The sequence below is a fragment of the Streptomyces sp. NPDC026417 genome, assembly GCF_055567695.1.
Genome location: NZ_JBVHPY010000001.1, coordinates 370,259 through 391,004 on the forward strand (window position 1 = coordinate 370,259; position 20,746 = coordinate 391,004).

Genomic DNA, 20,746 nt, shown 5'->3' on the forward strand with positions numbered 1-20,746 from the left:
GGGGTGCGGCTGGACGGGTGGTTTCGGGGGGTGCGGGGAGATGGTCCCGCCGTGTCCCGCCGGACCCGCTGGCGGGAAGCCGCCAGGGCACCTTCCCGCCAGCGCGCGTCAACTTCCGCGCAACACAAGGGCCCCGACACTCGTCGCAGCACACGCGGGCGCCACCCCGCCCGGACCCCGTGCCGTCGGCCGCCCGCCGGCGGTCCAGAGGCAGAGAGGCTTCGATGACCAGAGGAAGAGCCAGACGCGGTGCGACGCTGCTGTCGGCCGGACTCGTGCTCGCCCTGCTGCCGGCGGCACCCGCGGCGGCCGGCGCCGGAGCCCCGGCGTCCCCGGCGGGCACCGCCGCTCCCGCCGCGCCCCGGGCCGCCGGCGCCGCCCACACCGTCACCCTCGTCACCGGCGACAAGGTCACCGTCACCGACCTGGGCGGGGGCCGGAAGACGGTCGGGGTCGAGCGGCCCCCGGGGGCCACCGGGGCCGTGCGGACGCAGGTCGCGGACGGTGCCGTCACGGTGGTGCCGGACGAGGCGCTGCCGTATCTGCGGGCGGGCACCCTCGACCGGCGGCTGTTCGACGTGAGCGGGCTGATACGGCAGGGGCTCGGCGACCGGAAGACAGACGAGCTGCCGCTGATCGTGACCTACGACAAGGGCGTCCGGGCGGTGGCCCCGCGCGGTGCCGAGAAGACCCGCGCGCTCGCCAGCATCGGGGCGGTCGCCGTCGACGCCGACAAGGGGCGGACCTTCTGGCGGTCCCTGACCCGGCAGGCCGGCGTGGGCAAGGTGTGGCTGGACGGGCGCGTCCGCGCCGACATGGCCGAGAGCAACGCGCAGATCGGCACGCCGAAGGCCTGGGAGGCCGGGCTCACGGGCAAGGGCGTCACCGTCGCCGTCCTCGACACCGGTGTCGACACCGCCCACCCCGATCTGACCGGTCGGGTCGCCCGGACCAAAAGCTTCATCGAGGGGGAGGAGGTCGCCGACCGCAACGGGCACGGCACCCACGTCACCTCCACGGTCGGCGGCAGCGGCGCCGCCTCGGACGGCGGGGAGCGGGGCGTCGCGCCGGACGCCACCCTCGCCGTCGGCAAGGTGCTCGGCGACCAGGGCTCCGGCAGCGAGTCGCAGATCATCGCGGGCATGGAGTGGGCGGCGCGGGACGTGGGCGCCGACGTGGTGTCCATGAGCCTCGGGTCGACCGAGGCGAGCGACGGCACCGACCCGATGGCCGCGGCCGTCGACGCCCTCTCCGCGGAGACCGGCGCGCTCTTCGTCGTCGCGGCGGGCAACACCGGCGCCCCCTCCTCGATCGGCTCGCCCGGCGCCGCCGACGCGGCCCTGACCGTCGGCGCCGTCGACTCCGCCGACCAGGCCGCGTACTTCACCAGCGCCGGGCCCCGCTTCGGCGACAACGCCCTCAAGCCGGACCTCTCCGCACCGGGCGTCGACATCCTCGCCGCCCGCTCCTCCCTCGCCGAGGGCAGCGGCCCCTACACCGCCATGAGCGGTACGTCGATGGCGACGCCGCATGTCGCCGGAGTCGCCGCGCTCCTCGCCGAGGCCCACCCCGACTGGTCCGGCGCCCGGCTCAAGGACGCGCTGATGTCCACGTCCGAGCGGCTCGACGCGTCCGCGTACGTGCTGGGGGCGGGCCGGGTGGACGTGCCGGACGCGGTGACGGCGAAGGTCACCGCCACCGGCAGCGCCGACCTCGGCTTCTACGGCTGGCCGTACGAGGCGAACCGGCCGGTGACGAAGACGGTCACCTACACCAACTCCTCCGACGAACCGGTCGAGTTGCACCTCGCCGCGCAGGGCGCTGCGGACGGTGTCGTCACGCTCGCCGACTCCGCGCTCACCGTGCCCGCGCACGGGAGCGCCGCCACCACCGTCACCGGCGACGGGGCGAAGGCGCCGGTCGGCAACACCTCCGGACAGATCGTGGCCAGTGCCGCCGGCGAACCGGTCGCCCACACGGTGTTCGGGCTGGTCAAGGAGGAGGAGCGGTACACGCTCACCATGCACGTCAAGGACCGGGACGGCGGCGCGACGGCGGCCGATCTGGCCGTGCAGCAACTGGCCCGCGACACCGAGCCGTTCCCCGCGGCCGTCGGTGACTCCGGGACCCTGGAACTGCGCCTGAAGCCGGGCACGTACAGCGTGACGTCCTTCCTCGACGTGCGCGGCAGCCACGGCGGTGACTCCCTCGGACTCGGCTTCCTCGCGGCCCCCGAGATCACCCTCGACCGCGACCGCGACGTCACCCTGGACGGGCGGACCCTGCAGGAGCTCGACGCGAAGGTCGACCGGCGCACCGAGACGCGGCAGCTCCTCATGGAGTACGACCGGGAGGCGGGCGGCTCCGACCTGTTCGGCGCCGTCCAGGTGCCCGTCACGTACGACAGCGTCTTCGCGGCGCCCACCGCGAAGGTGACCGAGGGCGGCTTCGAGTACCGGACCGTGTGGCGGCTCGGCAAGCCCCGGCTGACGGTCGAGGGGATCCGTGAGGCCGTCGTCCAGCCGGGCGGAACGCCGGCCGACGGGCGCAGCAGGCTCCCGCTCGTCGACGTCGGCACCTTCACCGGCGGCGCCCTCACCGGCGTCCGCGGCAAGGCGGTTCTGGCACGGCTGCCGGAGGGCACCGCGCCCGCGGCGCTGGCACAGGCCGCCCAGGACGCCGGCGCCGAGGCCCTCTTCGTGACGGACGACGCGGCGGGACGCCTCAACGCCTGGTTCGGGACGGACGACAATGCGGACCGGCCGCTGCCGATCGCGACCGTGAACGCCGCCGACGCGGCACGGCTGCGGACGGTCCGGCGCGTCGACATGACCGGGACGCCCCATACGCCGTACGTGTACGACCTGTCCGAGGGGCACCGCGGCGCCGTCCCCCGCGGAGACCTCACGTACGCACCGGATCGGCGCGAACTCGCCGTCCTGGACACCCGGTTCCACGCGGCGAAGCCGGTGGACGGCGGCGAGTTCCGGTACTCGCTCACCGACACCTTCCCGATCGGCATCGGCTTCCTGGAGCGGATCGACCACCCGGCCGAGCGGACCGACTACGTGTCCACCGCCCCCGGCCAGCGGTGGCACGAGTCGGTGACCATGGCGGAGGGCGCGCTGGAGGAGCGCAGCGGGGTCGTCCGGTACCGCGGCGGGACGCACACCGGCCTCGACTGGTTCAAGCCCGTCTGGCATCCGTGGCTCGGGTCCGGTCTGGGCTGGGGGCAGCAGCGGTCCGGCAACCAGATCCAGTTCAACACGCCCGGCTGGGGCGACTCCGGGCCCGACCACACCGGCTTCGGCGACGTGTGGAGCGAGGGCAACGGCATGACCCAGTTCACCGAGGTCCACCAGGACGGCACCCTGGTCGACCGGCGGACCGGTTCCGGAGCGTACGTCTGGGACGCGCCCGCCGACGAGCACACGTACAAGGTCGTCACGGACACGGCCCTCGACGCCGACCGCTGGCGGCTGCCGACGAAGGGCCGCTCCGAGTGGACCGTCCGATCGGCAGCCACCCCCGAGGACCGCTGGACCCTGCTTCCCCTGCTCAACCTCGGCTACGACATCAACACCGACCTCGCGGGCGACGTCCGCGGCGGGAGCCGGGTGCCGGTGGGGGTCTTCGCCGAGTACGTCGCCGGAGCGCCCGGCACCGGGACCATCGGCGGCGGCCGGCTGGAGGTGTCGTACGACGACGGGACGACGTGGCGGACGGTACGGCTCTCCGGCGACGGAGCCGACTGGCGGGGGACGCTTGTCGTGCCCCGCGGCGCCGAGTACGTCTCGCTGCGGGCCTCGGCGCGCGACGACCGCGGCGGCTCCGTGCGCCAGGAGATCATCCGGGCGGTGGGGGTGCGGTAGCGCCCGGCCCCGGCGCCGTCACTCCGCGGACGACCCCCAGGGCCGCCAGGTCCTGGGGGCGTACGCGCAGTTGGTCGGCGGTCGCGCGTACCTGGTCCGGGGCGCGTTTGAGGATCGCCGCGGCCGCCTCCGGGGCGATGACCGAGAAGTAACTGTCCGGTGCCGCCCAGGTGTTGCCGGGCGCGGCCAGGGCGAGGGCACCCCCCGAGCCGCCCTCGCCGACGACGACCGTGGTGACGGGGGTGCGGGCGGTGGCCACCGCGGCGAAGACGTCGGCGATCGCGGCGCCCGCGCCCTGCCGCTCGGCGTCCGCGTCGTTGGCCGCCCCCGGGGTGTCCACCAGCGTCAGGACGGGGATGCCCAGCCGTCCCGCGAGGCGGATCAGCCGGGCGGCGGTGCGGTAGCCGGCCGGACGGGTGGCCGTCCCGCACTGGGCGGCGTACGCGACGGTCCGCCCCGCGTGCTCGCCGAACCCGCACAGCATCCCGTCGTCGGTGCCGCCGCACCGGTCGCCGCCGATCTCCGCGCGCCGGGTGAAGTACGCGTCCAAGTACGCCCGGGCCCGGGGGCGTTCGGCCGCCCGGGCGCGCTGGACGGCGTCCCAGCCCGTCGCCGGCAGCGGGCCGGGGGTGCCCGGGGAGGGCGGCGGGGGAGCGGGCTCGTCCGAGGCCGCGGTCAGCAGGGAGAGCCATCCGGCCAGCGTCCCGCTCAGCTCCTCCGGCCGTACGACGGCGTCGACCGCGCCTGCCGCCAGCTGGGCCTCCGCCGTGTACGCCGCCGGGTCCGCGTCGGGCGGCCGCACCCGGGAACCCGCGAACCCCACCTGGGCGCCGGGCAGCGCGAGGATCACGTCGGCCCCCGCGCCCAGGGTCGCCCAGCCGCCGCCGGTCGTCGGATCCCGCACCACCGCCAGCTGGACCAGGCCCGCCTCCCGGTTGAGGGCCGACTGCCGTGCCACGCGCTGGAGCTGGGTGAGGGCGAGCATGCCCTCCTGCATGCGGCTGCCGCCCGTCGCGACGAGGGAGACGACCGGGAGGCGGTGCTCGCGGGCGTGGGTGTACGCCGCCTCCAGCCGGTCGCCGGTGCGTTCGCCGAGGGAGCCGCCCAGGAAGCCGAACTCGAAGGCGATGAGGACGGCGTCGGTGCCCCCGAAGGACGCCCGCCCGACGACGACGGACTCCGTCTCGCCGGTGCGGTCGGCGGCCCGGGCCCGCGAGTCGTCGTAGCCCTGCCACCCCAGGGGGCCGTCGGGCGTGGACTCGCGTGCGGGGACGGGGAGTTCCGTGAAGGGGGAGCCGCCGGTGGCCATGGCGACGGCCTCGCGGGCGGAGTGGCGGTCAGCCATGCTTCAGCGCCCGCTTCATGATCTTGCCCATGTCGTTGCGGGGCAGCGAGTCCAGGAAGCGCACGGTGCGCGGGCGCTTGTGCGGGGCCAGCCGCCCGGCCACGTGGTCCGCCAGCTCGGTGCCGAGAGCGGGGCCGGCGGGACCCTGCGGCACCACCCAGGCCACGATCCGCTCGCCGAGGTCGGCGTCCGGTTCACCGGTGACGGCGGCCTCCCGCACGGCCGGATGCTCCAGCAGGGCGTTCTCGATCTCACCCGCGCCGATCTTGTAACCGCCGCTCTTGATCAGGTCCGTGGCCTTGCGGCCGACGATGCGGACATAGCCGTCGGCGTCGCGCACCGCCATGTCGCCGGTGCGGAACCAGCCGTCCCCGGTGAACGCGGCGGCCGCCGCGTCGGGCCGGTTGAGGTACTCCGAGAAGAGGTTGGGGCCCCGCACCTGGATCTCGCCCACCCGCTCGCCGCCGGTGGAGCCGGTCGGGGCGCCGTCGGTGTCGTATCCGCCGATGACGGTGCCGTCCTCCTCGACGAGCCGCACGTCGACGCCGGGCAGCGGGACTCCGACCGTTCCCGCGCGGGGCTCCCCGTCCGCCCGCACGCTCGTGATCATCAGCGTCTCCGTCATGCCGTACCGCTCGACGACCCGGCGCCCGGTCGCGGCCGCGATGCGCTCGTGGTCGTGCACGGGCAGGGCGGCGGAACCGGACACCAGCAGCCGTGCCCGGCCGAGTGCCCGGGCGAGGCCGGGATCCTCCGGGAGCGCCTCCGCGATCCGGTGGTACATCGTCGGCACCCCGAACAGCATCGTCGCGCCGTCGTCCAGCTCGCGGGCCACCCCCGCGGTGTCGAACCGGCCCAGGTGGCGCACGGCACCGCCGCGGCGCAGCGGCCCGAGGACGCCCAGGATCAGCCCGTGCACGTGGAAGAGCGGCAGGGCGTGGACCAGCACGTCGTCGCCGGTCCACTGCCAGGCGTCGGCCAGCGCGTCCAGCGTGGCCGCCACCGCGCGCCGCGGGATCACGGCGCCCTTGGGCGGCCCCGTGGTGCCGGAGGTGTAGACGACGAGGGCGGGCGCGGCGGGGTCCGCGTCGGCGGGCGCTCCGGCCGCACCGGTGGCGCGGACGTCGACGTCCACCCGTGTCGTCGCGCCGAACGCGGGCGGCAGCCGGTCGCCCGCGGCGGCCAGCACCACCGACGGGGCGCTGTCGGCCAGGATGTGCCCCAGCTCGCTCTCCCCCGACCGGGGGTTGAGCGGGACGACGGGGACACCGGCCTGGAGGGCGGCCACGACGGCCACGGCGGTCTCCAGGGCCGGTGTCGCCCACACGGCGACCCGGCCGGCGTCACGGATCCGCGGGGCCAGGGCGCCCGCCGCGGCCGCGAGTTCCGCGTACGTCAGGGAGCGGTCGCCGAAGCGCAGCGCGGGCCGCGCCGCGGCCGAGCCGCCCGTCAGGGCCGGAAAGAGGGAGGACACGCGGCGTACTCCTAGGTCGCAGGGGCGTGGTGGCAGGGACTCGTCCACGTGCTCGTTCCTACACCAGGGCCAGCGAGATCCGCCGGAGTACCAGGTTGATGCCGATGATCTCGACGGTCAGCTCGTCGCCCGCCCGGGGCGGACCCGGCAGGCCGGCCAGCGCGTCGGCGGGCACGAGACCCAGCAGGCCGTCGGCGACCTGGACGAACACCCCGAAGGGGGCGACCTGGGTGACGGTCCCGCGGAGCACCCGCCCGAGCCCCTCCCGGCCCAGCGCGGCCATCGGGTCCGGCTGGAGCGCCTTGAGGGAGAGCTGCACCTGCTGCCGCTCGGCGTCGATGTCCAGCACCTGGGCGGTGACCTCCTGGCCGACCCGGACCACCTCGTCGACGGAGTCGATGTGCCGCCAGGTGAGTTCGGGGACGCGCACGAACCCCTCGATGCCGTCGAGGTCCACGAAGACGCCGAAGCGCGGGGTGTGCGTGACGACGCCCCGGCAGATCTGGCCGCGTTCCAGCGCGTGCAGCCGGTCGGCGGCCGGTGGTCTGCGGGTGCCGACCACCGTGCACAGGTCCTCGGCCAGCCGGACCTCGGTCGCGTGCAGCAGCGGGTGGTTGAGCCAGTGCAGCCGGGCCCGGTCGAGGACGCCGTGGTGCAGGGGCGGCCAGCTGGTGGCCGGCGTGAAGTCGTCGATCACGATCGTGCCGCCGGGGGAGAGGAGGGAGAAGAGACCGGCCGTCCCGTCGTCGTGCGCCTTGCCGTGGCCTCCGCCGTCGAGGACCAGCAGGCCGTAGGGGCCGTGGTCCCCGATCCGCTGCCACTCGCCGTGCACGATCCGGACCTCGGGCCGGTCGGCGAACACCTCGGCGGCGACCCGGGCCCGCTCGGCGTCCCGTTCCACGCTGAACAGCTCGACGCCCTCCGGCGCTCCCGACGCCAGCCACGCCATCCCCACCCCGCAGCCGGTGCCCGTCTCGCCGATGCGGCCCCGGGCGCCGCTCGCCAGCAGCTGGAGCAGCCGCCCCTGTTCGGGCCGGCACGAGTGCGTGAAGCCGTGGCGCCGCGCGGCGGCGACGGCCCGCCCGACGAGCGGGGGCAGGGGCTCAGCGAAGTGGTCGTACGCGTCCGTTCCTGAGATCGCCATGGTGCCGATCGTGCCCCGTCGGCGGCCGTCCCGCCTCGTCCGCCGAACCGATCGCGCCACCCCCGCCGGGGGGCCGCGGGGCCCCTCCGGCCCCGTCCGCCGGGGGCCGGTCCGGTCATGTCCGCCGGGGCCCCGGGGGTGGCCTCGGCCGCGGTCGCCCGGAGCCCGACGCCGTTCCGGCCGCGTCCGCACGGGATCGGCCGGGAAACGTGGCGCGGGCCGGGCGGGGCCCGTAGTCTCGGCTCTCGGCGACACTTGACGGGTCAACTGCCGGGAGTCCATGCGTGAGTGAGCTTCTGTCCTCTCTTTCCGGGACGCCCCGGCGACCCGGCACGCGCAGACGTGAGGCCGTGCCCGTGCTCGGCGGGGCGCCCGGTCGGGAGGAGGGGCGACGGTGAGACTCCCGCGCGGCAGAGGGGAGTTCGGCGCCCGGATCCGCAGGGCGGCGGGCGCCGTCGCGGCGCTGTTCCCGCCGGGGGCCGACTCCGAGATGCGCGCCCTGGCGTCGGAGCTGACCCGCGCGCTGCGGGGCCGGCTCGACCCGCCGGTCGACGTGCGGGAACTGGCGCGTGCCCTGTGCGCGGAGATGAGCCGGCGGCGGGCCGGCCGCCCCGTCGAGCTGCGTTTCGAGCGCTTCCCCGACGAGATCGAGGTCACCGGACTGTGGCTGCAGTTCCAGGACTTCGACCTCGTCATCGTCGAGGAGCGGGCCGAGACCGTGCAGCAACTGGTCATCCTGGGACACGAGTTGTGGCACCTGAAGGAGGGCCACCGCGACCACCACGTCGGGGGTGCCGCCGCCGCCCGCGCGCTGTCCGGCGAGACGGGCCGGACGCCGGCGCCCGGCCCGTCCGGCGACACCGGCGTGCGGGCACTGCCCGGCTCCTCCGGCTGGCCGGAGACCGCGCTCACCGTGGCCGCGCGCAACGGCTCCCACGAACGGGAGGAGGCGCAGGCCGAGGAGTTCGGCCTGCACCTCGCCAGCGCCTTCCGGTCCTGGGTGAGCGGCCCCGCCCCCGAGGGACCCGCCGACCCGGTCGGCAGAGCCCTCCAGGCCTCGCTCGGCTACCGCGATCCGAGGACCGGACAGCGATGAGTCCGGCCGGTTTCTTCGACGGGATGTACATCTCGTTCTGGATACCGCTCGCGGTCCTGGCCGTCGCCCTCGCGATCAGACTGCCCGGCATCATCAAGCTCTGGCAGGACCCGCTGCTGCGGGCCGTCGGCGGCCTGCTCCTGCTCGCCTGCGCGGTGTTCGTCTTCGCCGCGCCGCCCACCATCGCCCGGACCAACCGCGTCACCGGCGTGCCGAACATCTCGGCACCCCTGGTCTACACGCTGCTCACCGCGTTCTGCGGCTCCTGCCTGCTGCTCCTCATCGCCTGGCGCAACGGCCCGGCCGAGCACTCGCCGACGACCCGCCGGGCCACCCGGCGGGTCGTCACCGTCTACACCGGCGTGATCGTCGCGCTGTGGGCGCTCTTCGCGCTCGCCGACGCCCCCGTCGAGCGGATCCGGGACCTCGACACCTACTACGCGACCACCCCCTTCATGCGCGAGGAGATCCTGCTCTACCTCCTCGCGCACACCGCCGCCTGCCTCATCACCTCCCGGGTGATCTGGGCCTGGATCCGGGCCGGCCGACTCGCCCCGTGGCTGCGCGGCGGCCTGCGCTTCATGGGCGTCGGCTATGCCCTGAACCTGGTCTACGACGGTGCGAAGCTCACCGCGGTCGGCGCGCGGTGGGCCGGCCGCGACCTGGACTGGCTGAGCACGGACCTGGCACCCCCCGTCGCCTGCGTCTCCGCCGTCCTCATCGCGGTCGGCTTCGTCCTCCCCCACAGCGGCCAGTACCTCCAGCGCCGGTTGCGCACCCGGCTCGCCCACCGGCGCCTCGGCCCCCTCTACCGGCTGCTGCGGACGGCCACCGGCGGGCACGTCGCGTTCCAGCTGAGAGCCGCGCCCGAACTGCGCCTGACGCGCCGCGAGACGTTCATCCGCGACGCCCTGCTCCACCTCGCCCGGTACGTCGATCCCGACCTGCGCCGGCGGGCCCGGGACGCGGCGCTCGACCAGGGCTTCGGGGCGGCCGAGGCCCGGCTGCTCGCCCATGTCGTGACCGTCCAGGACGCCATGGCGGCCCGGAGGCTCTCCCGCGGCGACGACGCCGGCCGCTCGCCGGGCAGCCCGGACATCGAGGATCTCCTGGAGCAGATCGAGGGGGTGTCCCGGACCCTGCGCAGGACCGAGGCGCTCCGGGCGGTCCGCGCGCGGGCGAGCGCCGTGACGACCGGCGCACCGGCCTCCTGAACCGCGGACCGCACCACGCGACGGCCGCTGTCTGCGCCGGCGGGGGCTTGTTAGCCTGCGGCTGGACCGCCGGAACACTTGAGGATGGAGCCGCCGTGGCCCGCACCACAGTCCGTGCCCGTGTCGCACTGGTCACCTACCGGCCCGGCGAGCAGGGCAACGCCGACCGGGACCTGCCGGCGCTGCGGAGCGCTCTGGAGGAGGCCGGGGCCCAGGCGGTGGTCGCGTACTGGGACGACCCGGACGTCGACTGGGCGGCCTTCGACCTGGTGCTGATCCGCTCCACCTGGGACTACAGCTGGCGGGTGGCCGAATTCGTGGCGTGGGCCGAGCTGTGCGGGAAGCTGACGAAGCTCGCCAATCCGGCGGACGTCGTGCGGTGGAACACCGACAAGCGCTACCTCGGAGACCTGGCCGCGGCCGGCGTCCCGGTGGTCCCGACCCGCTACCTCGCCCCCGGCGAGGAGGCCGTACTCCTCGACGACCGCGAGTTCGTGGTGAAGCCGACCGCCGGCGCGGGCGCCCGGTTCGCCGCCCGCTACGCCCCCGGGGAGCGGGAGACCGCGCTGCGGCAGCTCGACCGGATGCACGCGGAGGGGCTGACGGCGATGGTTCAGCCCTACGTGCGCAGCATCGACGCCGCCGGGGAGCGGGCGCTGCAGTTCTTCGGCGGACGCTTCCTGCACGCCAGCCGCAAGGGCGCGGTCCTCGCACCCGGGACGCCGTACGACGGGGTCAAGGTGCCGCACCCCCGCCTGCAGGACTGGACCCCCACCCCGGCCGAACTCGCCGTGGCCGAAAGGGCCTTGGCCGCCGTCCCGGACGCCGTCGCGGCGGACGGGCCGGGCGGTGCGCCCGAGCTGCTGTACGCGCGGGTCGACCTCGTCGACGGCGACGACGGCGGGCCCCAGGTCATGGAGCTGGAACTGGTCGAGCCCAACCTGTTCCTCCGGCTGCACCCGCGGTCGCTGCCGGTGGTCGCGGAGGCCGTCATCCGGGCCGCTCGCTGACGGCCACCCGCTGCAACAGCCCCCAGGTGAACTCGGCGGCGCACGCCCGCGGCGCGCCCGAGACGTCCGGGGCCGTGAAGGCGAGCCCCCAGCGGGTCGGCGCGGTGCCCTCCAGCGGACGGGCCGGGGCGAAGGCGCGGGCCGCCTCGTCGACCGTGCAGGACCAGGGGCGCAGATCCTCCAGCGTGCGCAGCCGGGGACCCGCGGCGTCCGGCGCCCGGACCAGCCACTCGTTCCAGGCGACGCCGTTCGGCGCCAGCAGCACCTCGAAGCGCAGGTCGGGCCAGAGCGGCACCGGCCAGAGCAGGGCCTCGCAGTCGAGGTCACCGATCCGTCGCGGCTGCACGGACTCCGGGGTGCCGAGGACGGAGCGGTGGAGACGGGCCGTGCCCCGCGAGCGCGGGGAGCGCAGCATCGCCTGCCAGCGGCGGTTCGCCTCCCGCATGTCCGTGAGGGAGGCGCCCAGTTCGTGACGGGCGTCCTCGACCAGGTCAGGGTTGTGGTCGGCCATGCGGCGCAGCAGGACCAGCTGGAAGTCGAGGGGGGTGAACGGGGTGGGGGGTCGTTTGGCCGGCATGCGCCCCATCGTCGCGCACCCGGTCGCCGCCGGGGCGGCGGCCGTCCGGCAGGAACAGCACCGAGTTCACGTACCGGGGACCGCGCCACGGCAGCACCCGGCGGAGCAGCCCCCGGGAGACCACGTGCGCGGTGCGGGCCTGGTGCTCCTCCAGGGGGAAGCCCGCGAGTGGCCGCCAGGTGTCGCCGGGCAGCACCCAGCCCGCGTACCCGCGCCCGGCGAGATGGGAGACCACGGGGGCGATCGGCTGGATGCGGGACTCCAGCTCGACGAAGAGGGCCGGGCGGTCCCGGGCCAGCAGGGCGTCGGCGCCGCGCAGGACCGCCAGTTCGTTGCCGTCCACGTCGATCTTCACGAACCCGACGCCGCGCAGCTCCAGGCTGTCCAGGGTGAGGCAGGGGACCTCCAGGGCGCGGGCGTGGATGTCGCGCCGGACCAGCGAGGACACCCCCCGGTCGCCCGCGTCGCCCGCGGGCAGCCACAGCCGGGCCGTGCCGAGCCGGTCGGAGGCGGCGGCCGTGATCACCCGGACATTGCGGAAGCCCGCCGAGGAGATCAGCCGGGCCAGGTGGGGGACCGGCTCCACGGTCACCACGCGGCGGGCCCGGGCGGACAGCCGCCGCGTCCACGGCCCGTACCAGCCGCCGACGTCGACCGCCGTGTCGCAGTCCGCCGGGCAGAGGTCGGCGAGGCGGGCCAGCTCGGGCTCGAAGCGCGGATAGACCAGCCGGGCGGCCGCGGCGACCAGCCGCACGGGCAGCAGGGGAGCGAGACGGGCGGCCAGCGTGGTCATGGGACCATCCGCTTGAGCAGGTTCTCGTGCTCGTCCTGCGTGACCTGCTCGCCGGAGGACGGCAGCAGCTGCGGGATGCCGTCGACGATCGGGTAACGGCGGTGCAGGCGCGGGTTGTAGAGCGCCTCCTCCGTCGCCGCGGCCACCGACTCGTCCGGGACGAGCAGATGCAGCGGGCCCTTGTCGAGCGGGCAGGCCAGGATCCTCAGCAGCGGGTCGTCCGGGTTCATGGCGTCAACTCCTTGGCACCGGTGGTGGGTCGGGGAGCGGTGTCGTGCTTGGGCATGACCAGCAGGACGGAGACCGCGAGCGCCGTGCCGGCCAGGCGCAGGGCGAGCCGCACCGGCTCGTGCGGCAGCGCCTCGCCGAACGCCAGCGTGCCCAGCACCGCGGTGAACAGGCACGTCACGGTCGTGCAGACCGGCACGATCAGCGAGGCCCGGCAGCGCTGCAGCGCCGCCTGCGACATGATCAGGCCGAACACGCCGGTGAACAGCAGGAGATAGGGGTACGGCGAGCGCAGCAGGCCCACCGCCGCCGAGCCCAGGCCGCTCGTCGTCAGATAGCTCGACACGCCCTTGATCGCCAGTGAGCTCACGCCGTACAGCAGGCCGACCGCGACGCCGTACTCGACGCCGGTGGTCGGCATGCGGTGCCGGTGGCGGGTCCGGCGCTCGGCCGAGCCGTACAGCCACATGCCCGCCGCCAGCGACGGCACGCAGACCAGCAGGATCAGCGGCGCCGGGGCACTGCGGCTGACCGTGTCGGCCCCCTCGCTCAGCGAGAGCACGACCATCAGCAGCGCGGCGAGGATCGCACCGAGCGCGAACCGTTCCCGGTGGGTCGTCTCCTCGCCGAGCAGCCGGGCCGAGAGCAGCACCAGCAGCACGAGACCGGAGACGAAGATGCCCTGGGCGGCGGCGATCGGCAGGGTGCGGTAGACGGCGAGCTGCGCGCCGAACCCGGCGGCCAGGGCCAGCGAGCCGCCGATCCAGAGCGGACTGCCGACGACGAGGCGCAGCAGGCGGCCGGGACGGCGGATGTTCACCTCGGGCAGGGCCGCCAGCGCCCGCTTCTCCAGGACGAATCCGGTGCTGTACAGGACGTTGGCCAGCAGCGCCGCGGCCACTCCCCACCACATCGGCTACGTCCTTCGCGCGTGCAGCAGAAGGATCGAGGACGCCGAGGGGACCGCGCAGGCGAGCCGGTCCAGCGGTCGCAGCGGACGCGGCACCCCGTGGAAGGGAGCGCCCCGCAGCCGTACGACCTCGAAGCCCGACGCGGCGACGAACTCCCGCAGCGCGCGGGCCGTGTACAGCCGCAGGTGCCCGACGACCTCGCGGCCCGGGCGGCCGTGCACCGCCCGCAGGCTCACCTCGGAGAACACGGGCTGCACTCCGGCCAGCAGCAGGGCGCGGTTGTACCAGGCGGCGAGGTTCGGGGTGGAGAGCATCAGGTGGCCGCCCGGGCGCAGCACCCGGCGCAGCTCGTCGAGGGCGGCGTCCGGGTCGACGAGGTGCTCGATCACCTCGCTGAAGAGGACCGCGTCCGCCGATTCCGACGCGAACGGCAGCCCCCCGTCGGTGAGTTCGCCGCGGACGGCGTACGGCAGCCGGGCGTGCGCCCGCCGCAGGGCGTCCTGCGACCAGTCGACGCCGACGAGCCGGTGGCCGGCCAGGAGGGGTGCGGCGGTGGCCGCGGCGGTGCCGTCCCCGCAGCCGACGTCGAGGACCGTGCGGGCGCCGCCCGTGGCCGGTCCCAGCGCGGCGGCCAGCATGCGGGCCTGCCGCAGGGTGCGCGGGGTGCCGGAGGCGACCGGCACGGCCGGGTCCTCGTAGAAGTCCCGCAGGTCCCTGCGCACCGGCGCCGACGTGGTCATGTGCCCTCCTCGGTCGCGTGCAGGTGGTGCTCGAAGAGGTCGCGCAGACGGGCGCCGTCGCCGGGCCCGAGCAGGGCGCGCGACCAGCGCAGGGCGACATGGAGCCGGCCGGCGGTGGACGCGGTGGTCACGGTGAGGCCGCGGGGCATCCGGGCGGGCGCGGAGAACCAGACCGCGTGGGCGCGGCCCGCCTCCTCCCCGAAGTCCAGGGAGTACGGGATGCGGCCGATGTTGCTGAGCAGAGTGGTCGACGTCCAGGGTGCCGCCGCCCTGCGCAGCCCGCGGGTCGCGGCCGCGCGCCAGGCGACCGGCACCACGGGCGCCGTCAACAGGGCTGCTCCACGTCCCAGTTGGGGCCGCGGCAGCGACTTGAGGGCGCGGGTGCGGTCCGCCGTGCGGCGCAGCAGCTCGCGCAGATCGCGGGGATCGAGCTCGTCGGGCGCGAAGGGGACCTCGACGAGCCGGGTGCCGTTGCCGATCGGCATGTCGGTGCCGCGGGGGCGGTCGTCGACCGGCATGGTGATGCGCAACGGGCGCGGCCGGGCGCCGTGCTCGCGGTTCCAACGGGCGATCGTCAGCGCGGTGGCGACCATCAGCTGGTCGTTCACGGTGTACTGCGAGCCCTCCGGCCGGCGCGGGACGGTCAGTTCGGTGAGGAGCAGGCCGTTGCCGGGCGAGGGCTCGGGGGTGCCCCGGGCGACCCGGGCGGGGGGCGCCCAGCCGGAGGGGGCCTCCGGCCGGGCGGCGGGCGAGGCGTCGGGGGTGCGCACGGGAGGCGCGGCCGGTGCGTTGTCCCGGCCGCCGTACAGCTCCGCCGCGGTGGCCAGGATGCGCAGGCAGGCGGGGCCGTCCAGTGCCGTGTGGTTGACGGTGAGCAGGAGGACGGTGCCGGGGGAGCCGTCGTGCGGGGCGACGGCCTCCAGGCGGACGGGGGGTGACGCCGACAGCGGCGGGGCGCTGTCCAGGGCCCGGGCGCGCGCCTGCCGGAGGGCGTCCCGGTCCGGCGGTGGGAAGGCGACCACCTGGACGTCCGGGTCGGCGGTCAGCTCCCATTCGTAGCGGCGCCGGTACCAGGGGCCCGCCGCCTCGCGCATCAGGATGCGGGGGTGCCGGCGCAGGGCCGCCGTGAACGCCGCCGTCAGCCGGGCCGGATCGAGCCGGCCGGGGAGATGGACCTCGATGTGGACGGTCTCGGGCTCCGCGTCCTGGTGGCAGTGCCGGGCGACCTCGTCGACCACCGGGAACGGCACGCGTACGGGCGGCCGCCCCGGGCCGTCCGTGCCGTCCCGCGCCGGATGCTCCACAGCGGTCATGTGGCCTCGCCCTTCCCCGTGTCGTCGTGACGGCCCGCGTCCTCGGGCGGGTTCCTCCGCGGCTTGCGGAACGGGAGCCGCGCGGTCGGCGGGTCGGACTCGGGCGGTGCCGAGCCCGGCCCGCGCGCCGATACGGTCGGTCCGGCGGCCGGCCGCGGGGGCACACCGGGGCCCTGGCCCCCGCCCGCCCCGCCGTCCCGGCCACCGGCGCCGTCGTCCCGGTCATCGGCGCCCCGGCCAGGCACCGGCGCGGCGCCCTGCCCGGCCGCCGGAGCACCCGGCCCCGCCTCCCGCCCGGCGGCCGGCGCCGCCCCGTGCGCGGCGCCCGGACCCGCGCCGTGCCCGTGGACGGGGCTCGCGCCGGCCCCCTCGCCGTGCCCGTGGGCCGGGCCCGCGCCCGGCGGGAAGGCCGGCAGGGATCCCGCGGCGGCGTCCGGCGCCCCCGGGCGGCCCTCGGGGCGGGCGGCCGCAGCCGTGCCGCCCGCACGCGGGTCGCCGGTCGCGCCCCCGGCCCGGCGCGGCAGCGGTGCGGTGGGGGCCTCCGATTCCGGGGGCACCGGCCGTCCCGGCGGTGTCCGCCACCGCAGGGTCGACCCGGCCGCCTCCGGAGCGGGCTCGGCGACGCTCACCAGGGCCGCGAACAGGCCGATCAGCGCCAGCAGTTGGGCCACCGGATGGAACGCGCCGCCGTCGGCGCCGGGCGGCGACCCGGCACCGGTCGCCGCGGTGACGCCCGCCCCGAGGAGGGCGAGCAGGGCGATCGGCACGAGCAGGGTGTGCCGCCTGCGGGCCAGCAGCGCCAGCAGCGGGACCAGCAGGGCGAGGAACCCGGCGATCACGACCCCCACCAGGGTGAGTGCCACCAGTCCCAGCCACGGGCCGGGGTGGGGCGGCGCCGGCTGCGGCACGTCGGGGTTGGGCGAGCGGCGGCGCCACAGGACCAGCCCGGCGAGCAGCGCCACGGCGACCCCCCCGCCGATCAGCCCGGCCTCGTAGACGGCCGAGGGCCCGTAGGACAGCTTGACGGTGCCGCCCGCGCCGGCCGGGATCCGCCAGCCCTGCTGCCAGCCGTCGAGCCGTACCGGCGTGAGCTCCTTGCCGTTCAGCGTCGCCTTCCAGCCGTCGTTGACGTTCTCGTACGTCGTCAGGTACGCGGCGGCTCCGGAGCCGACGGTCACCTCGCGGCGGTCGCCCAGCCAGTCGCGGATGCGCAGCTCACGGCCGGCCGTGGCGGCCTCGGCCACCGTCCCGTGGGTCAGCGTCACGTCGGTCACGACCAGGGGTCCCGCGTCCCCGGCCTCGACCCGGTGCTCGCCGTCGCCCAGTTGCAGCGCCGCGTCACCGTCCCCCTCCTGGCAGAGCGTCAGATCGACGGACCTGCGCTCCACCAGGTCCCGTACGGTCCCCTCGGCACCCGTCTCGTACAGCGTGCCGTCGACCGCCAGCACCGGACCCTTGCCGCACGGCAGGGAGAACGTCCGGGACGGCGAGGGCTGCCGGGTGCGGTATTGGTCGAGGGCCGGGACGTACGCCTCCGTCAGGCCGACCGGGAGCTGCAGGTCGTCGTCGGCGACCGGGTTGTGGACGGTGAGCGGAGCGGTCTCGGTGATCGTGATGTCGAGCCGGTCCGTCGTGATGGGGTCGAAGCGCGCCCACCCGTTCTCGTCGACGCCGACGATCGCCGCGCCGTCCGGTGAGCTGATGCTGATCTTGGTGGGCCGGGTGGACAGGCCGCCGGCCGGGGCCAGCACGAGCGAACCGACCGCCTGCCTGTCCGGCCAGCTCAGATGGAGCACCGGCCGGTCGCCCGCGATCCACGCCGTCGTCAGGTCGCCGTCGGTGAGGTTGCGCGCCGACAACCCGCTGCCGAGCCGGGCTGTCGAGTCCGCGGTGGCGGTGATCCGGCTCTCCTGCCCGGGAGCGACCTCGTAGAGCAGCTTGTCGAGCTCCTCGCCGGGGACCGGGACCGCGCTCGCCTTCACCTCGTAGGTCCCCGCGGCCGAGGTGGTGAAGCGGCGGTGCAGGCCCGCCTCGGTGCCCGTCGGGGACAGCCCGGTGGGGTCGGACGTCCGGTGCAGCGAGACGATCTCGGCGGCGGCGTCCGCGCGCGCGGCGTCCGTCGGCAGCCGCAGCAGCCGCGTCACCTGCACATCGGGCAGGCCGACCTCGGAGAACCCGGCGCCGGTCAGGCCGGAGTGCCGTGCCGTGGAGTCGACGATCGTGATCTTCAGCCAACGCGTGGACCCGGCACGGGCCTTGATCCGCTGGGGCGTGCCGTCGGGCCGGAGGAAGCTGGTGGCGGACCCCTTCTCCGTCTCCACCCGGACGCGGGTCGCCGCCGAGCGCACGCCGTCCTGCGGCAGCGGGGTGACCTCGAAGGACGACGGCACGTCCACGGAGCCGGTGAAGGCGATCCGCAGCCACTGCCCGTCCGCCGAGCCCGCCGCGCCCTCCGCCCAGGCGGTGTCCGGATTGCCGTCGAAGGCGTTCACGGGGTCGTACTGCGGGAGATGGAACAGCCAGTTGCCGCTCGACGAGGCGGTCACCGAGCGCGCGCCGCGCAGCTCGGCCACCGTCTGACGGGCGAGGCCCTCGGTCGGCAGGATCTGGTGCGGTTCCCTTCCCGCGTCCTGCGCGCTGTCGCTGTCGTTGCGCTGGTCGCGCGTGTACGTGTAGGAGGTATTGGAGTTGACGAGCCCGAAGCGGGTGTCGGCCCGCCGCAGCCCGTCCCCGATCACCTGCACGGGCGGGGTGCCGAGACCGGGGTGGTTGTCCCCCGTCAGCACCGTGGCCCGGCCGCGCATCGCGGGGTCGGCGGCCAGCGGGAGCAGTGCTTCGGGCCCACCGGAGACGACGGCGGTGTCGGCGACCGGCTTCAGCCCCGCCTGCCCGGGCCGCGGTACGTCCGCGCCGTCCGGCTCGTAGATCTCCACCGCCCGCTGCCGCGGGTACAGGCCCTCGACCTGCAGCGGGGTGTTCTCGGCGATCCGCCCGCCGGTCATCACGGGTCCGAGCCCCGTGACCCGCCGGTACCCGGACTGCTCCAGGGTCCGCTTCACGGTCGCGGTGGGGACATGGCCGAGCTGGTCGGGGTCGAGGTCGTTGCGGACGACCACGTAGTACAGCCCGGCGCGGCTCAAGTAGTCGGCGAGGCCCGGCACTTCGGCGCCCGTCATCAGGGACTGCTCCACTGCGTCCATGGCGCGCCGGTTGCCCGGGGTGCCGAAGGGAACGTAGTCGCGCTGCGCCCAGCGGGAGTCGGCGAGGACGTCGAGGGGCTGGTCGATGGGGGAGCCCCAGGTGTAGAGGCCGTGCGCGGTGGCCGGGACGACGAGGGCGCGGGAGTCCGGGGAGTACTTCTCCAGCCAGTCGGCTGTGCTCTGCCAGTAACGGGGCAGTTCCCGGAACGAACCCGGGTTCAGGATCGACCCGTTGAGGTACGGCCAGGCGAGCCCCGGCAGGACCAGGACCGCCACGACCAGCGGGGCCAGACGGCGTCCGCGCACCCGGCGCGCCCCGCGCTCCGAGGCGGCGACGCCCGCCAGATGGGCCAGCCCCAGGACGAGCGCGAGGGCCGCCCCCGTCTGGAACTTGTAGATGTTGCGGAAGGGGACCAGCCAGCCGTTCAGCCAGTCCTGGACCACGCCGTGGAAGGGCGCGCCGAACGAACCGCCGTACCCGGCCAGCGTGATGAGGGCGACCGTCAGCAGGGTCAGCACCAGCCACCGCCGCTCGGGCATGTCCCGTCTCGCCAGGCCGGCGAGGCCGAGGCCCGCCGCGAGCGCCGAGCAGACGACCACGACCACCGAGGAGACGACCGTCCAGCCGGCCGGCAGCCAGGCCTCGCCGAAGTGTAGATAGGCCACCCAGTTCCCGGCCCCGCGCAGGGCCTCGGTGGCGGACATGGTGGCGGTCGTGGTCTGCGAGGTCTCCACGTAGGGGAGGAAGTTCTCGCCGTAGATGCCGAGCAGCAGCAGCGGTACGACCCACCAGGCCGTCGCGAGGATCACCCCCGGCACCCACCAGGCGATCAGTTTGCGCTGCCGTGGCCCGCGCGGGCGTGAGAGCAGGTAGAGGCCGACGGGCAGCAGGGAGGCCAGCGTCGCGGCGGCGTTCACCCCGCCCATGAAGGGGACGACCAGCGCCGAGCGCAGGGCGGCGATCCGGGCGCCGTACCGCTCGTCCGTCAGCGGCAGCAGCGCCCACGGCAGGAAGGCGCCCGGCAGCGCGGCGGCCGACGTGGAACCGACGACGATCGTGAAGACCGGCCACAGCGCGTACGCGACCGCGGCGACCAGCCGGGACGCGGGCGTGCCGACCCGCAGCCGCTCCGCGAGCCGCAGCGCGCCCCAGAACGCGACGGACACCACGACCGACAGCCACAGCCGCTCCGCCAGCCAGACCGGCAGGTGGACCAGCTTGCACAGCCCGTAGAACGGCAGCATCGGCCAGACGTAGCCGACGTACTGGTCCTGGATGCCGCCGAAGCCGCCCCGGTCGTGCCACAGCTGGCCGAGGTCGGTGAGGAACTGCCAGGGGTCCAACGCGACACCCAGCTTGGTGTCGAAGGTCGTCCGTCCGGGGTGCACGGCCAGGAACAGCACGAACACCACGGCCCAGAACCCCAGCAGCCACCGCCGCGACCGCGGCCCCCGCGGGGGCCCCGAGGCGGTGGTGGCGGGGCGGGTGGCTGCCGGGGGTGGAGCCTGGACCGTGCTCGTCATGGTGGACACCGCCGGAGGATGAGGAGGAGGTTCCAGGTGGCGAACTCGCGGAGTCCGGGCGCCTTCGCGACGGCGGACGCGAGGAACGGCCAGTAGCGGGAGCGTGCCGAGACGACCGTGACGTCGTCGCGCGCGCGGACCTGCCGCAGGGTGGATCCGATGTGCACGGCGAAGAGGTTCTCGCCGAGGGTGTGCTTGGCCGCCTTCCCGGTACGGCGGTGGTAGCGGGGGGGGGGGGGGGGGGGGGGGGGGGGGGGGGGGGCCCCCCGCCACCGCCCCACACGCGGGGCACGGCGGGGGGGGGA

The 20,746-nt window shown here is 75.6% G+C and carries 14 protein-coding genes and 1 pseudogene; 4 read left to right on the top strand and 11 right to left on the bottom strand.

Going from position 1 to position 20,746, the window contains the following annotated elements:
* Positions 1 to 224: 224 nt before the first annotated feature.
* Entirely contained in the window at positions 225 to 3,872 is a 3,648-nt protein-coding gene (locus ACZ4NT_RS01555; protein WP_467722635.1) for a S8 family serine peptidase, read from the top strand.
* Here ACZ4NT_RS01555 and ACZ4NT_RS01560 read toward each other — a convergent pair.
* The 3 genes from ACZ4NT_RS01560 to ACZ4NT_RS01570 are packed head-to-tail and all read right to left on the bottom strand — an operon-like array spanning position 3,847 to position 7,835.
* Positions 3,847 to 5,217 (bottom strand): carboxyl transferase domain-containing protein, encoded by a 1,371-nt coding sequence (locus ACZ4NT_RS01560; RefSeq protein ID WP_467722637.1) that lies wholly within the window; start codon positions 5,215 to 5,217, stop codon positions 3,847 to 3,849. The two genes, ACZ4NT_RS01555 and ACZ4NT_RS01560, sit on opposite strands and share 26 nt — an antisense overlap.
* The gene (locus ACZ4NT_RS01565) at positions 5,210 to 6,691 is read right to left on the bottom strand and encodes an acyl-CoA synthetase (RefSeq protein WP_467722639.1); all 1,482 of its coding nucleotides are present in this window, start codon (positions 6,689 to 6,691) and stop codon (positions 5,210 to 5,212) included. The genes ACZ4NT_RS01560 and ACZ4NT_RS01565 overlap by 8 nt, the downstream gene beginning before the upstream one ends.
* A gap of 58 nt (positions 6,692 to 6,749) precedes the next feature.
* Positions 6,750 to 7,835 carry an O-methyltransferase gene (locus ACZ4NT_RS01570; protein ID WP_467722641.1) on the bottom strand — a complete coding sequence of 362 codons (1,086 nt, stop codon included), beginning with the start codon at positions 7,833 to 7,835 and terminating at the stop codon, positions 6,750 to 6,752.
* Between the two features lie 490 nt (positions 7,836 to 8,325).
* On the opposite strand from ACZ4NT_RS01570, the gene ACZ4NT_RS01575 reads away from it, so the two are divergent.
* The 3 genes from ACZ4NT_RS01575 (at position 8,326) to ACZ4NT_RS01585 (ending at position 11,155) form a co-directional block, all read left to right on the top strand.
* Complete coding sequence (locus tag ACZ4NT_RS01575; protein WP_121404751.1) at positions 8,326 to 8,931, top strand: toxin-antitoxin system, toxin component; 606 nt, start codon at positions 8,326 to 8,328, stop codon at positions 8,929 to 8,931.
* Positions 8,928 to 10,145, top strand: coding sequence for an MAB_1171c family putative transporter (locus tag ACZ4NT_RS01580; RefSeq protein ID WP_121403200.1), 1,218 nt, complete (start codon positions 8,928 to 8,930; stop codon positions 10,143 to 10,145). The genes ACZ4NT_RS01575 and ACZ4NT_RS01580 overlap by 4 nt, the downstream gene beginning before the upstream one ends.
* 95 nt (positions 10,146 to 10,240) lie before the next feature.
* Positions 10,241 to 11,155 carry an ATP-grasp domain-containing protein gene (locus ACZ4NT_RS01585; RefSeq protein WP_467722643.1) on the top strand — a complete coding sequence of 305 codons (915 nt, stop codon included), beginning with the start codon at positions 10,241 to 10,243 and terminating at the stop codon, positions 11,153 to 11,155.
* Here the strand turns inward: ACZ4NT_RS01585 and ACZ4NT_RS01590 are convergent.
* The 8 genes and pseudogenes from ACZ4NT_RS01590 to ACZ4NT_RS01625 form a co-directional block, all read right to left on the bottom strand.
* Positions 11,136 to 11,741 (bottom strand): hypothetical protein, encoded by a 606-nt coding sequence (locus ACZ4NT_RS01590; protein ID WP_121403202.1) that lies wholly within the window; start codon positions 11,739 to 11,741, stop codon positions 11,136 to 11,138. The two genes, ACZ4NT_RS01585 and ACZ4NT_RS01590, sit on opposite strands and share 20 nt — an antisense overlap.
* Positions 11,647 to 12,525, bottom strand: coding sequence for an FkbM family methyltransferase (locus tag ACZ4NT_RS01595; protein WP_121403203.1), 879 nt, complete (start codon positions 12,523 to 12,525; stop codon positions 11,647 to 11,649). The genes ACZ4NT_RS01590 and ACZ4NT_RS01595 overlap by 95 nt, the downstream gene beginning before the upstream one ends.
* Positions 12,522 to 12,755 carry a Trm112 family protein gene (locus tag ACZ4NT_RS01600; RefSeq protein ID WP_467722645.1) on the bottom strand — a complete coding sequence of 78 codons (234 nt, stop codon included), beginning with the start codon at positions 12,753 to 12,755 and terminating at the stop codon, positions 12,522 to 12,524. The genes ACZ4NT_RS01595 and ACZ4NT_RS01600 overlap by 4 nt, the downstream gene beginning before the upstream one ends.
* On the bottom strand, positions 12,752 to 13,654 hold the full coding sequence (locus ACZ4NT_RS01605; protein WP_121404752.1) for a hypothetical protein: 903 nt from the start codon (positions 13,652 to 13,654) through the stop codon (positions 12,752 to 12,754). Before ACZ4NT_RS01605 ends, ACZ4NT_RS01600 begins: the two co-directional genes overlap by 4 nt.
* Before the next feature lie 15 nt (positions 13,655 to 13,669).
* The gene (locus ACZ4NT_RS01610) at positions 13,670 to 14,404 is read right to left on the bottom strand and encodes a class I SAM-dependent methyltransferase (RefSeq protein ID WP_121403205.1); all 735 of its coding nucleotides are present in this window, start codon (positions 14,402 to 14,404) and stop codon (positions 13,670 to 13,672) included.
* Positions 14,401 to 15,717: a condensation protein gene (locus ACZ4NT_RS01615; protein WP_467722647.1), complete on the bottom strand. Its 1,317-nt coding sequence runs from the start codon at positions 15,715 to 15,717 to the stop codon at positions 14,401 to 14,403. The genes ACZ4NT_RS01610 and ACZ4NT_RS01615 overlap by 4 nt, the downstream gene beginning before the upstream one ends.
* The gene (locus tag ACZ4NT_RS01620; RefSeq protein WP_467722886.1) at positions 15,714 to 20,441 is read right to left on the bottom strand and encodes an alpha-(1->3)-arabinofuranosyltransferase domain-containing protein; all 4,728 of its coding nucleotides are present in this window, start codon (positions 20,439 to 20,441) and stop codon (positions 15,714 to 15,716) included. Before ACZ4NT_RS01620 ends, ACZ4NT_RS01615 begins: the two co-directional genes overlap by 4 nt.
* Positions 20,438 to 20,668, bottom strand: a pseudogene (locus ACZ4NT_RS01625) (SAM-dependent methyltransferase); the annotation flags it as partial. The gene ACZ4NT_RS01620 and the pseudogene ACZ4NT_RS01625, both read right to left, overlap by 4 nt.
* Positions 20,669 to 20,746: the final 78 nt, after the last annotated feature.